The 13,321-nt window shown below is 35.0% G+C and carries 13 protein-coding genes; 12 read left to right on the top strand and 1 reads right to left on the bottom strand.

Features of this window, described 5'->3' with window-relative positions:
- Nucleotides 1-59 precede the first annotated feature (59 nt).
- The 3 genes from GR162_RS09110 (at nt 60) to GR162_RS09100 (ending at nt 5,005) form a co-directional block, all read left to right on the top strand.
- Nucleotides 60-959, top strand: coding sequence for a carbohydrate kinase (locus tag GR162_RS09110; protein WP_160781886.1), 900 nt, complete (start codon nt 60-62; stop codon nt 957-959).
- A 167-nt stretch (nt 960-1,126) separates the two neighbouring features.
- Entirely contained in the window at nt 1,127-3,307 is a 2,181-nt protein-coding gene (locus GR162_RS09105) for an HAD-IIB family hydrolase (protein ID WP_160781885.1), read from the top strand.
- A gap of 165 nt (nt 3,308-3,472) precedes the next feature.
- Nucleotides 3,473-5,005 (top strand): glycosyl hydrolase family 32, encoded by a 1,533-nt coding sequence (locus GR162_RS09100; RefSeq protein WP_160781884.1) that lies wholly within the window; start codon nt 3,473-3,475, stop codon nt 5,003-5,005.
- Between the two features lie 299 nt (nt 5,006-5,304).
- On the opposite strand, the gene GR162_RS09095 is transcribed toward GR162_RS09100, so the two are convergent.
- Nucleotides 5,305-5,661 carry a hypothetical protein gene (locus tag GR162_RS09095; protein WP_160781883.1) on the bottom strand — a complete coding sequence of 119 codons (357 nt, stop codon included), beginning with the start codon at nt 5,659-5,661 and terminating at the stop codon, nt 5,305-5,307.
- Nucleotides 5,662-5,836: 175 nt separating this feature from the next.
- Here GR162_RS09095 and GR162_RS09090 point away from each other — a divergent pair, with 175 nt between their 5' ends.
- From GR162_RS09090 to GR162_RS22345, 9 genes are all read left to right on the top strand, one after another.
- Nucleotides 5,837-6,964: an NAD(P)/FAD-dependent oxidoreductase gene (locus GR162_RS09090; protein WP_160781882.1), complete on the top strand. Its 1,128-nt coding sequence runs from the start codon at nt 5,837-5,839 to the stop codon at nt 6,962-6,964.
- Nucleotides 6,964-7,677, top strand: a complete 714-nt coding sequence (locus tag GR162_RS09085; protein ID WP_160781881.1) for a methyltransferase domain-containing protein — start codon at nt 6,964-6,966, stop codon at nt 7,675-7,677. Before GR162_RS09090 ends, GR162_RS09085 begins: the two co-directional genes overlap by 1 nt.
- The gene (locus tag GR162_RS09080) at nt 7,674-8,726 is read left to right on the top strand and encodes a type III polyketide synthase (protein WP_160781880.1); all 1,053 of its coding nucleotides are present in this window, start codon (nt 7,674-7,676) and stop codon (nt 8,724-8,726) included. The genes GR162_RS09085 and GR162_RS09080 overlap by 4 nt, the downstream gene beginning before the upstream one ends.
- Before the next feature lie 11 nt (nt 8,727-8,737).
- Complete coding sequence (locus GR162_RS09075; protein WP_160781879.1) at nt 8,738-9,175, top strand: 3-hydroxyacyl-ACP dehydratase FabZ family protein; 438 nt, start codon at nt 8,738-8,740, stop codon at nt 9,173-9,175.
- Nucleotides 9,172-10,440 (top strand): beta-ketoacyl synthase, encoded by a 1,269-nt coding sequence (locus GR162_RS09070; RefSeq protein WP_160781878.1) that lies wholly within the window; start codon nt 9,172-9,174, stop codon nt 10,438-10,440. The genes GR162_RS09075 and GR162_RS09070 overlap by 4 nt, the downstream gene beginning before the upstream one ends.
- Before the next feature lies 1 nt (nt 10,441).
- Nucleotides 10,442-10,696 (top strand): acyl carrier protein, encoded by a 255-nt coding sequence (locus tag GR162_RS09065; RefSeq protein WP_008469108.1) that lies wholly within the window; start codon nt 10,442-10,444, stop codon nt 10,694-10,696.
- Nucleotides 10,693-11,190: a 4'-phosphopantetheinyl transferase superfamily protein gene (locus GR162_RS09060; RefSeq protein ID WP_160781877.1), complete on the top strand. Its 498-nt coding sequence runs from the start codon at nt 10,693-10,695 to the stop codon at nt 11,188-11,190. The genes GR162_RS09065 and GR162_RS09060 overlap by 4 nt, the downstream gene beginning before the upstream one ends.
- Before the next feature lie 102 nt (nt 11,191-11,292).
- Nucleotides 11,293-12,078, top strand: coding sequence for a polysaccharide deacetylase family protein (locus GR162_RS09055; protein ID WP_160781876.1), 786 nt, complete (start codon nt 11,293-11,295; stop codon nt 12,076-12,078).
- Nucleotides 12,079-12,179: 101 nt separating this feature from the next.
- Nucleotides 12,180-13,253, top strand: a complete 1,074-nt coding sequence (locus tag GR162_RS22345) for a response regulator transcription factor (RefSeq protein WP_305069195.1) — start codon at nt 12,180-12,182, stop codon at nt 13,251-13,253.
- Nucleotides 13,254-13,321 lie beyond the last annotated feature (68 nt).

Below are 13,321 nucleotides of genomic sequence, written 5' to 3'. Positions count from 1 at the left end.
AAATCTGATGAAACCCTAATCATTTGATGTAAAGTTTTTAAAAACAAGAAAAAATTAAAATGAGCAACGACAAAAAACTAAAAGCTGTCGCTTTCGGAGAAGTACTTTGGGATATTTTTGGCAATGAAAAAAAAATTGGAGGAGCACCTTTGAACGTGGCGCTTCGCATGAAAGCTCTTGGCGTTGAATCAAATATGATTAGCTGTGTAGGAAATGATGTAGACGGAGAAGCAATTATAAACGAAGTCAACAAACTAGGCTTGGATACCAGCACTATTCTCAAATCTGACGATTTCCCAACAGGATTGGTGAACGTAACATTAGACGAAAGTAAATCTGCTACTTATGAAATTATTTATCCTTCTGCTTGGGACAAAATTGTTCTAAATGAAGAAGCGAGAGAATTAGTAGTAAACTCAGATGTTTTAATTTACGGAAGTTTGGTCTGCAGAGATCAAGTTTCTCGAGAAGCTTTAGACGAGTTGCTTCACACCCACACTTACAAAGTTTTTGATGTTAATCTTCGAAAACCACATTATGATTACGAAACTTTGCAACATCTAATGCAGTCTGCCAATTTCATCAAATTTAATGATGAAGAAATTATGGAAATTAGTGACGCTTTTAATTCTCCTTATAAAACTTTAGAGGAGAACATGAACTTCATTTGTTCTTTGAGTAATGCTACTGCGATTTGCGTGACAAGAGGGAAAGATGGCGCTTTATTATTGTGGGATAAACATCTTTACGAAAATGAAGGTTATACCGTAAAAGTTGAGGATACTGTCGGTGCAGGAGATTCTTTCTTAGGCGCTTTAGTCACTTCACTTTTAAACGGAAAAGAACCGCAAGCCGCTCTCAATTTTGCCTGTGCAACTGGTGCCTTAGTCGCTGGGTCGGCGGGCGGAAATCCTAAAATTTCAATATTTGATATTGAAAATTTAATTAATAAAAATTAAAAGAAAATTGCAAAGCCTGGTATATTATAAGCATCAGGCTCTTTTTTTATAGTTAAAACATTACCTTCATTCTTCAAACATGGGAACTATGTAAATTTAAAATGGAATTATTTCTTCCTAATCAATATGGGCGCAGTAAATTGTGTTTTCAAATAATTTAAGGAAGAATGATGAAAAAATTACGAATTTCACTTATCAATATTCACGGACTCTTGAAAGGTTCTGGTCTAGAGATTGGACGAGATGCAGACAACGGAGGCCAGACCAAATACATATACGAATTAGCCGAATTTTTATCGCAGCATGAAGATGTAGAACACGTTCATCTTTTTACCAGATTAATAGATGATCCTGCCCTTTCGCCTGAATACGCAGTGCCTGTCGAAATTATCAATGATAAATTAGACATTAGAAGAATTCCGTTTCTGGGAAAAAAGTACAAACCCAAAGAACAGCTTTGGGAGGGTCTTGATCTTTTTGTAAATGGCGCGATGCAGCATATCAAACAGCACAATATTTTCCCCGATTGGATTCACTCGCATTATGCAGATGCCGGTTATGCGGCAGCCGAATTATCAGCCGTTTTAAATATTCCTTTTGCCCATACGGGACATTCTTTAGGATTCTACAAAAAGAAAAAACTAGTTGAAAGTGGTGAAACAGAAGAAGAGCTAGAGAAAAAATTTAAGTTTAAAGCCCGAATTGCGGCTGAAGAGAGAACCTTAGAACTTGCAGAATTCATCGTTACTTCTACCGAACAGGAAATTGAAACCTACAAAGCCTACAAAAATTTTGAACTAGGAAAATACCATGCTATTTCTCCAGGAATCGATACCCGAAAATTTGTTCCTTATTATTATCAAGAAAACGATTCTGATAAACATATGGAAGAAGCACAGCGAAAATACTGGGTTGCCGAATCCATTTCTAAATTTCTTACCAATCCGCACAAGCCTATTATTCTGGCACTTTCACGGCCTGACCGTCACAAAAACTTGAATACTTTAATTGAAGTTTACGGAAAAGACAAAGAGCTACAAAGCATTGCCAATCTGGTCATTTTTGCTGGCATTCGAAAAGACATTGCCAAAATGCCTGAATCTGAAAAAAATGTTCTGACCGATTTGCTTCTTTTAATGGATAAATACGATTTGTACGGAAAAATGGCTATTCCGAAAAAACATGACGTTGAAAATGAAGTTTCGATTATCTATCGCTATGCTGCCGAAAAAAGAGGTGTTTTTGTCAATTTAGCTTTGCATGAAAATTTTGGCTTGACCGTTATAGAATCCGCTAGTTCTGGACTTCCTGTTGTGGTGACCAAAAACGGCGGCCCTTCAGAAATCATTCCAGTTTGCCAAAATGGAGAATTAGTCAATCCTCAGGAAGAAAGCCAGATTAAAAAAGCCCTTTTAAATATTTTAACCGATGAAAATCAGTGGAAATATTATTCGAATAATGGAGCCATCAATATTCAGAAATATTACAGTTGGATTAGCCATGTTAATCATTATGTCGAATTGGTTAAAGAAAACCTTTCTCTTTCATCCGGAGCTGGAATCAAAAAACAGCATTATCCGAATATCAATATTAGCCGATTAAAAAGAAAAATCGATCATTTGTTGGTTTCAGATATTGACGGAACATTGATTGAACCTAAACTGTCCAATCCTGGTTTAAAAGAACTCAAAACACACTTAATCAATCGTACCGATAAAATGGCTTTTGCAATGGCTTCTGGACGAAACTTAGCTTTAGTAAAAAAAGTAATTGACGAAGAGGAGTTTCCTCTCCCCGACTTCATAATCTGTTCGGTCGGAACCGAAATCTATTACACCAACGGAAAAGATTATATTTTGGATAAAGGTTGGGCAAAATTCCTAGCTGGAAGGTGGAAAAGAGAAGAAATTTTAAATAAACTCAAAGCCATCAAATGGATCAAACTGCAGGAAGAAGAAGCCCAGAATCCTTATAAAATCTCATATTATTATGATAAGGAGCAATACAATCATGACGAGTTAATCACTGTTTTAGGAACAGGCTGGTACAAAGTGAATATTATTCCGAGCCATGGTCAGTTTTTGGATTTTATCCCAAAAAGAGCTTCCAAAGGAAATGCAATTAAATTCTTATGCCGAAAGTGGTCTATTCCGCTAGGAAATGTAATTGCCGCGGGAGATTCTGGAAACGATGTTGATATGTTTAGAGGTCCAGTAAAAGGAATCATTGTTGGAAACCGAAGCGCAGAACTCATGGCTTACGAAACCACAAAAAGCATCTATGTAGCAAAAACTTCTGCTTCGGAAGGAATTTTAGAAGGTTTAAAATATTATAAAATCATTAAATAAAAAGAATAAGCCACGAATTACATGAATTAGCGTGAATTTAAAAATAGTTCAGCGACAACTTTGTCAAAGTTTAAAACTTTGACAAAGTTCATGAGATTTAAAATTCGAGAAAATTGGTGCAATTAGTGGAAAAAAAAAATATACAATCATTAAATAAATAATAAAATGTATTCAGGTTCAGGATTTAGCAATTGGGAAATTGGAGATGTTGACGTATTTATAGATGAAAAAGGAGTTCATCATTTATTTCATTTGATTATTCCCAATCACGATTATATTGCGCATGCCGTTTCAAAAGACGGTCTTTCGTGGAAACGAGTAAAAAACGCCCTTTTTGTAGGCGATCCAGGAGAATGGGACGATGATATGTTATGGACTATGCATGTCAGCAAAAAATCAGATGGCGAAGGTTATGAAATGTATTACACTGGTCTAAAACGCCAAGATAAAGGGATTGAACAAAAGGTAGGACGAGCAGTATCTTCTGATTTAATTACTTGGAAGAAAGAAAATCTATATGGACTTCCGTTTAAAAGTGAAGCTCCGCATTATGAAGGTCCAAACAATAATCCGCGGCAATGGATTAGTTTTCGTGACCCATTTAAATACCAATACAAAGGCGATGATTATTTGCTAATTTGCGCCCGAAGCGCCTCTGGACCAACATACCGTAGAGGCTGTATTGGTGTTGCCAAAAGAGAGAAAGAAGGTTTTGTTTTGCAGAGACCTCTTCATATTCCATATGTGTATGATGATGTCGAATGCCCTTGTGTTTTTGAAATTAAAGGCACAAATTATCTTTTAGGATCCATCAGAGAAGATGTTAAAGTCCGTTATTGGTCGGCACCTGAATTTAGAGGCGAGTATTGCGCTTTTCATAATAACGTTTTAATGCCTCAGGGAAATTATGCCGCAAGAGTGGTCAAAGAAGGAAAACACTTTCTGGTTTATAATTTCTATTTCGCAGACGGAAATGTTAATACGCATCGAGTAATTCCGCCTCCAAAAGAACTCGATATAGATAAAAGCGGAAGGCTTTTACTGAAAAGTTATTATTACTGGCAGAAACTGTATCAGAAAACCATTCTTCAAAAAGACTTGCCTCAACCCATGCCCATTTTAGGAAATCCAACTGCCGATTTTGTTTTGGAAAATGAAAGCAAATGGCGTTTTAGCTGTCGAAGCGGTTACGAAATATACGGTTTCGAAAAACCATCCAGCGATTTTGTCTGGGATGGTACTCTTGCTGTTGAGGGAATGGGAAAAACGGGTTTTGTAATTGAATGTGACAAGGAAGGAACGGGATATTATATTTCGATTGACTTCATGAACGGTTTTGTGCAATTTAGGGCTTGGGGATTTAATGAAAAAGACGTTAAGAATAATTTTATCTTCGAAAACATTCAAACCAATCAGTTTGAAATAAGCGAAGAAAAACAAATTTCTTTTAAGATTATCCGTTACGGAAACTATTACGAACTCTCGATTAATGACATTGTAAAACTCACTTTACTAGATTTCAAATACAGCGAGGGAAAAGTGGGAATCTACGTTTGTTCGGCAGTAATTTCGATAAGCGATTCTAAAATTCATGTCATTCCAGAACCAGAAAATGAATATGCAGCATCTGATCCTGAAAAATACACCATTGATTATAATAGAATTATGCAGATAGATGCCAAAACAAATCCCAACTAATATTTAAGATTCGATTAGATTGAACCTGACCTGCAAGATTATTTTTTCCCGCAGATTAAGCAGATTGAGCAGAAAAATCTATAAAATCTGCTTAATCTGCGAGAGTAAATTTTTCTAAGAGAGCATTTTTAATCTATCGCAATCCTTAATCTGTGGTAAAAAATAAACTTTGTCAAAGTTTAGAACTTTGACAAAGTTGGCTTCTAGTTTACTATGTGTTAGAAACTAGTTTCTTTTTGTATACTTTATTTTAGAAAGCAACACTATGTTTCTATGTGTTAAATTAAATATTCTTAATTTTAATTTAATCGTTCTGTAGTCTCCATTCTTAAGCAATGCTCACTTCCCAAATAGAGCGGATTTCCATGTTTCTCTGACCAAAATCCATCTAAAACATCTTTTGTGATACATTTATACACCACAACGCCTTTGTACGTTTTGTTGTCGTGACCTTTATAATTGAAATTAATTACTAAAATATTGTCTTTAAAGAAACCTGTACCTTTTTGCTGATGCGAATTGATGAGCCAATTTGCTTTAATTCGGTTATTTTTGTCTAAAGTCAACGTCAAAACACCTTTGTATGTTATCTCATTGCTTTCGTCCTGATTGCTTCCCGAAACCGAAAAAATGCCTACTAGATCTTGTATTGTCATTTATGAAATGCTGTTATTTTTTGGCAAAAGTAAAAATTATCTATTAAATGAATTTTTTATCGTGTTTTTACAAGACAAAAACTGTTTCAACTTTTTAAGATAAAGGTTGAAATTTTGTTAATTTCTTATCGAATTAAGTAAAGTCCGTTTAAGATTTTATGACTAAATTGGTTGTATGAGAACAAATCCTGATGTACTTATTATTGGTGGCGGTCTTGCTGGTCTTGCAGGCGCTTTACACTTGTCCAAAAAAGGATTGAAGATTGTTCTTATCGAAAAAAACACCTATCCAAAACATAAAGTTTGCGGAGAATATATTTCAAATGAAATTCTCCCCTATTTATTATGGCTTGATATTGATGTTTCAAAATTGCATCCCACCAGTATTTCAAAATTCGAATTTACGGCACAAAATGGTAAAACTGCAAAAACCAGACTCCCTTTGGGCGGTTTTGGAGTTAGCCGTTATGAGTTGGATCATTTTCTATTTCAAAAAGCTGTAGAAAATGGCTGTACCATTATAACAGAAACAGTTACAAACATTTATTTTGAAAACGACATTTTTACCATTACCACTTCAGAAGAAATTATTTCTGCTAAAATCGTTTTGGGCGCTTATGGCAAAAGATCCAATATCGATCAGGTTTTGTCAAGAGATTTTATTTCTAAAAAATCACCGTGGCTGGCTGTAAAAGGGCATTATTCTGGAAATTTTGACGAAAATCTTGTCGCTTTATACAATTTTCAAGGCGGTTATTGCGGTGTTTCAAAAGTTGAAAATAACGTTATAAACATTTGCTATCTAGCCGATTTTGAAACCTTTAAAAAATATAAAGACATTGAAGAGTATCAGAAATCTGTACTTTATAAAAATAAGAAACTGAAAGCAGTTTTTGAAAACAGCACTTCCCTATTTGAGAAACCCATCACGATAAGCCAGATTTCATTTGACAAAAAAGAACCTGTAGAAAATCATATTATAATGATTGGCGACACTGCAGGATTAATTCACCCTATGTGCGGCAACGGTATGGCAATGGCAATTCACAGCGCAAAAATAGCCTCTGAATTGGTATTGGATTTCTATTATGGAAAAATAGAATCAAGAAGCGAATTGGAAAAAAAGTACATTCAAGAATGGAAAAAGCATTTCAGTAAGAGATTATTTTTTGGCCGATTGTTAGCCAAAGCATTGACGCACAAAAATTTCACGCATGTAATGACAACCATTGCGGCGTCGATTCCGTCGTTACTTTCAGTCATTATAAAACAAACACACGGCCGCCCGATAACAGTTGAATAATGAGTGTAAATACTAAATATAGAACCGAAGAAATTGAAATAATGGACGATTTTTCGCTTGAAGGCGAAGAATTGATTGGCGCTTTAGATCAGATTGCTTCTATCAATCAATTGCTTGGGGGCAATAGATTAACGCTTCATGGAATAAAAGCGCTTTTAAAAAAGACTGATAGTTCTAAGACCATTACCATTGCCGATATTGGTTGCGGAAATGGAGATATGCTGAGAATGCTTGCAAACTACGGAAAAAAGCGTAATCTCAACTTTAAATTAATTGGTATCGATGCCAATGCTTTTACCATTAGTTACGCCGAAACATTGTCAAAAGATTTTCCAAACATTGAATATCTCTGTATGGATATTTTTAGTGAAGAATTTGGCCTTTTAAAATATGACATTGTTTTGTGTACGCTTACTCTGCACCATTTTTCAACAATCCAGATCGCAAAAGTAATGGATGTTTTAAACCAAAATGCATCAATAGGTATTGTAGTAAACGATCTGCATAGAAGCAAATTGGCTTATCGATTATTTGAACTGATTGGTTTTGTCTTCAATCTCAATAATATGTCTCGCAATGACGGATTAATCTCTATTCTTAAAGGATTCAAAAAGAAAGAATTAGAACATTTATCCAAAAAATTAAATTTAAAAAACTATTCCATAAACTGGAAATGGGCTTTTCGCTACCAGTGGATAATTACAAAAATATGAGTGTCAAAATAATCACAGCTGTAAAACAGCTTCCACAATATTCGAGAACAACAGAAGAAATTCTTCTGCTTGTCGATGTATGGCTTGAAGGTCAGGAAGAACGTTTCATCAAAAAAGTAAAAAAGATATTTGAAGGTGCTTCTGTAGATAAACGTTATTCTATCATGGAGCCTTCGGAGGTTTTTACTGCCACTTCATTTGAAGAAAAAAATGATATTTATAGCCGTGAAATGATCATTTTAGGACATCAGGTTCTACAAAAAGCATTAGAAAAAACAGGCTGGGATCCACAAAGTTTAGATTACATTATTACGGTAAGCTGTACCGGAATTATGATTCCTTCGCTTGACGCTTATCTGATTAATAAAATGAAATTACGACAAGATATTGTTCGTCTTCCTGTAACCGAAATGGGCTGTGCAGCTGGAATATCTGGAATTATTTATGCCAAGAATTTCCTCAAATCAAATCCAGGCAAACGTGCTGCTGTAATTGCTGTAGAATCACCAACAGCCACTTTTCAGCTCGATGATTTCTCGATGCCAAATATTGTAAGCGCTGCTATTTTTGGAGATGGTGCTGCTTGTTGTTTATTATCATCAAAAGAAGAAGATTCTGGCCCCGAAATTCTTGACGAACAGATGTATCATTTTTACGATGCCGAGCATATGATGGGTTTCAAACTAACCAACAGCGGATTGCAGATGGTTTTAGATATTGAAGTTCCAGATACAATTGCTTCTCATTTTGAAGATATTATTCATCCTTTTCTAAAGCAGAATAATCTAGACATAAAAGATATTGACCATATGATATTTCATCCTGGAGGAAAAAAAATCGTAACAACGGTTGAAGCACTTTTCGCCGGATTGGAGAAAAATATTGATGATACAAAAGAAATTCTCAGAGATTATGGCAATATGTCGAGCGCTACCGTTTTGTACGTTCTGGAAAATATTATGAATCGAAATCCAAAAAAAGGAGAAAAAGGCTTAATGCTAAGTTTTGGCCCAGGATTTTCGGCACAAAGAGTTTTATTGCAATGGTAATTTGAAAGTTTATGAAATTAAATGATATTATCGCGCAGCTTCCGTACAGCGAACCTTTTTTGTTTGTGGATGAATTGCTTTATGCTGACGAAAACGGCGTGACAGGAACGTACACCTTTAGCGAAAATCTCGACTTTTATAAAGGGCATTTTAGAGATAATCCTGTGACTCCTGGCGTTATTCTGACTGAAACGATGGCACAGATCGGAATGGTTTGCTTAGGAATATTTCTTTTAGGAAATGATTTGGGAGAAAATACCGTAATCGCTTTTACTTCTGCCGACATGGAATTTTTGAAACCTGTTTATCCAAATGAAAAAGTAACAGTAACTTCTGAGAAATTGTTCTTTCGTTTTGGAAAATTAAAATGCAATGCAGTAATGAAAAACGAAGCTGGACAAGAAGTTTGCAGAGGTGTTCTGGCTGGAATGATAACAAAAAGATTATGAAAAAGCGAGTTGTAATAACAGGTCTTGGAGTTGCTGCGCCAAATGGTGTTGGAATTCCTGCATTTACTCATGCGCTGCAAAACGGCATTTCTGGTATTCGACATGATGCTCAGCTTGAAGAACTGCAATTTTCTTGTCAGATTGCAGGTCAGCCCCAAATAACTGAGGAACTGAAAGCGCAATATTTTACAGAACTAGAACTCCGCGGATTTAACAGTACAGGAATATTATATGGCGTTATTGCAGGCTTAGAAGCTTGGCATAACGCAGGATTGCCATTAAATGAAAATCCGGATTGGGACAGCGGTGCTATTTTTGGCTCAGGAACATCAGGAATAGATAAATTTCGCGAAAGCATTTATAAAATTGATGAACTGCAAGTACGGAGATTAGGGAGCACTGTTGTTGCACAAACTATGAACAGCGGTGTGAGCGCCTATCTTGGCGGCAAAATCGGATTAGGGAATCAAGTTACAACCAATTCTTCGGCTTGTACGACTGGGGCTGAAGCTATTTTGATGGCTTATGATCGAATACAATCTGGGCAGGCAAAACGAATTTTGGCTGGAAGCACATCTGATAGTGGTCCTTATATCTGGGGCGGTTTTGATGCGCTTCGTGTCTGTTCTTCCAAATTTAATGATAAACCCGAAGAAGGTTCAAGACCCATGAGTGCTTCGGCAGCAGGATTTGTTCCTGGAAGCGGTGCTGGCGCTTTTGTTATTGAAGATTTGGAAACAGCCTTAGACCGAGGAGCGGTAATTTATGCCGAGATATTGGGCGGAAATGTTAATTCTGGCGGACAAAGAGAGGGCGGAACTATGACCGCTCCCAACAGCACAGCGGTACAAAGATGCATTAAAACGGCTATCGAAAATGCTGGAATCCATCCAAATGAAATTGATGCTATCAACGGACATTTGACAGCCACAACAAAAGACAGTCTTGAAATTGAGAATTGGACAAAAGCATTGAACCGTAACGGTAATGATTTCCCATACATTAATTCTCTAAAAAGCTTAACTGGGCATTGTTTGAGTGCTTCTGGAAGTATCGAAAGTGTTGCTGCGGTTTTAGAATTACATGAAGGATTTTTATTTGGAAATGCAAACTGTTCTGATCTTCATCCTGAAATTGCGGCGCTTATTGACCCGTCAAAAGTGCTTTTAGAAACTATAAAAATCAACCCAAAAATAATTGCAAAAGCCAGCTTTGGTTTTGGCGATGTAAATGCATGTATATTATTTAAAAAATTTGAAAACTAATATGGACAGAACCGAACTTATCAAGGAATTAAAAGTAATTATCAAACCTTTTGCAACTAACAAAGAAGCTTTTGAAAATCTTACTGAAGAAACGGATTTTATTAAAGATCTGAATATCAATTCGGCCAATTTGGTTGATATTGTGCTGGACATTGAAGAAAATTTTGATGTCGTGATCGATAATGCAGATATGGAACGCATGCTCGATGTAAAAACTGCTGTTGAAATCATTGAAACCAAACTTGCCGAAAAATGATTGGCAATGACATTATAGATCTTGCCCAGTCGCGTATAGAAAGCAATTGGCAAAGAAAAGGTTTTATAGAAAAGCTTTTTATAGCCGAAGAACAGCAGTATATAAAAGATTATGATAAGCCTGAAATTATGGTTTGGCTTTTATGGAGCATGAAAGAGGCCGCTTATAAAATTTATAATCGGCAGACCAAAATAAGGGAATATAGCCCGAAAAAGTTGTCCTGCACTTTGGATTTTATAAACGCCAATCAAGCTTTTGGAAAGGTCTGCTGTAACGAAAATGTATATTATACCGAAAGTATATTTTCTTTTGAAAGCATTCATACCATTGCAGTAAACAATCTAAAAAACATAAAGAATATAATTGAAGTTGAGGGAGGAAAAATAATAAAGGATGAAAATGGTATTCCGTATTTAAAAATATCGCAATCACTTCAAGATGTTTCAATCAGTCATCACGGAAGGTTTGAAAAATGGGTAACTACGAGAATCTAAAAAATCTTCTTTTTATTTTGAATGATAATATTTATTATAAGAAAAATCCTTAATTTTGAGTAAAATTATATTCTAAATCTCATTCGCTAGCATCAAAAATCTATGAGAAGACTTTTTACTAAAACTGTATTATTTTTATTGTTCTTATCTTTATTTTCTTGTGAAAATAAAAAACAGAATCCAGCGCCAAAACCAGCATATAAAGCCGGTGTAATTTTATCTTTTGATGATGCTTATGTTGATGAATGGTCTGAAGCAGACCAAGCTTTACGAAAGTATTCCTGGAAGGCTACTTTTAACGTCTGCCGAATAGATTCTATTGGAGCACCTGAAATTAAAACGCTTTTAGAAATGCAAAAATATGGCCATGAAATAGCCGGTCATGGTTATCATCATTACAATGCTGTTAAGTTTACCAAGCAATTTAGCGTTAAAGAATACCTGAAACAAGAAATCGATCCTATGATTGTTTCCATGAAAAAGAAAGGTTTCAACGTTACTTCTTTTGCATATCCGTACGGAGAAAGATCAGATTCGTTAGATCAGGCTTTATCTCCTCTGTTCAAAATTATTAGAGGAAGAGCGTTTGGCGGTGAAATTCCAGAGAAACAGGACAGTTACTTCAATAATTCAAAAATTGTATTTGCTTTTGATATTGACAACAGCCATATTCATTTCAGCATTCCGTATGTACTTGAATTATTAGATTACGCCAAAAAGAACAATAAAATTCTGCTTTTATGCGGACATAAACCTGTAAAAGAAATTACTGAAAACTATCAAGTCAAAATAGAAACTTTAGAATTCATTTGCAAATACATGAAATTGAATGATCTTAAATTCTATCGTCTATCAGATTTAGACAATTTGGTTCCGCCTAAGCTTTAAATGCTAATAGCTATGCTTGCATAATTAAAAGACCAATCTTTAACCGTAATCTTTTTTTCGTATTTTTAATCATTGATAAGCTTTTCTATTACTGATTTAAAATGCCAAAAGAAAAAACAATTAAGATTTTATTCTTAGTAATCTTTATCATCTTTTCTTTTCCGACTTGCTACGGACAGTACAAGATTTCGGGATATATTGATGCTGAGCAGAAAAACAAAACAGTTTATTTAAGTCTGCTGAAATATGATGAAGAAACTATGATTACCGAAAATCAGATTCTTTTTTCAACAGAAACAGATGAAAATGGTTATTTTGAATTTAAAGGACAGCTTTTATCCGAAAAAGACAAACTGTACCGCATCCATTCCAATATCAATACGATCAAAGGACTGCAATTGGTTAGCGATAATGAGAAAAGCAATTATCATAACTTTATTTTTTCTAATCAAGATACGATCTATTTTCCAAAATCTGGCAACAATTGGTTTAGCGGATCCCAAAACAGTAATTTGGCCGATAAAGAATGGGGAAAATTAAAATCTTTTGAAGCACAGTTAGAGAAAAATAATGCTCAAATCAAAAACAAGGAAGCGCAGCAACAGGCCGTAAATGATTTTGCAGAAAAAGTAAAATCATATACCGAGAAAAGCATAAAACATCCTCTGCTCAAACTTTTGGCTTTTTCGGACATTAAACGAAATGATTATAACATTAAAAACGATTTTGAAAAAGATGAAGCGTTTTACGATGCTGTTTCAAACTCACTGAAAAACTATTATGGTGAGGCATCATACTATCTTCAATATCAAGACGAACTTTCAAAAATTTCTAATGTCATTTTACAGCAAAAATATGCCTTTCAGCGAACGCTGAATTACTTTTTAGTTTTTCTACTATTGGTTTTGGCTGTTATTTCAGCTTTACAGTTTAAACGATTAAAATTGCTTAAGCCAAAACAAAATCAATTTGGGGTTTCAAATTTAACTCTGACCAATCAGGAAGAAAAAATTGCCAAGCTCATTTTAGAAGATAAAGCAAACAAAGAAATCGCTGATGAACTTTTTATTTCGCTGAGTACGGTAAAAACACATATTCGAAATCTTTATGCTAAATTGGATGTTGCAAACCGTCATGAACTGGCTGCTAAACTGAAAAATCATCCTTGGGATTAGTCCCAAATTCAACCTCTGCATAACTGATTTTCAAAATTGTCCAATCTAATTTTGTTTCCGAAATCTTA

The sequence above is a fragment of the Flavobacterium sp. HBTb2-11-1 genome (assembly GCF_009826975.1).
Classification (GTDB): Bacteria; Bacteroidota; Bacteroidia; order Flavobacteriales; family Flavobacteriaceae; genus Flavobacterium.
The sequence above is the reverse complement of the archived record's forward strand: the minus strand, read 5'-3'. Positions and strand labels throughout refer to the sequence as shown.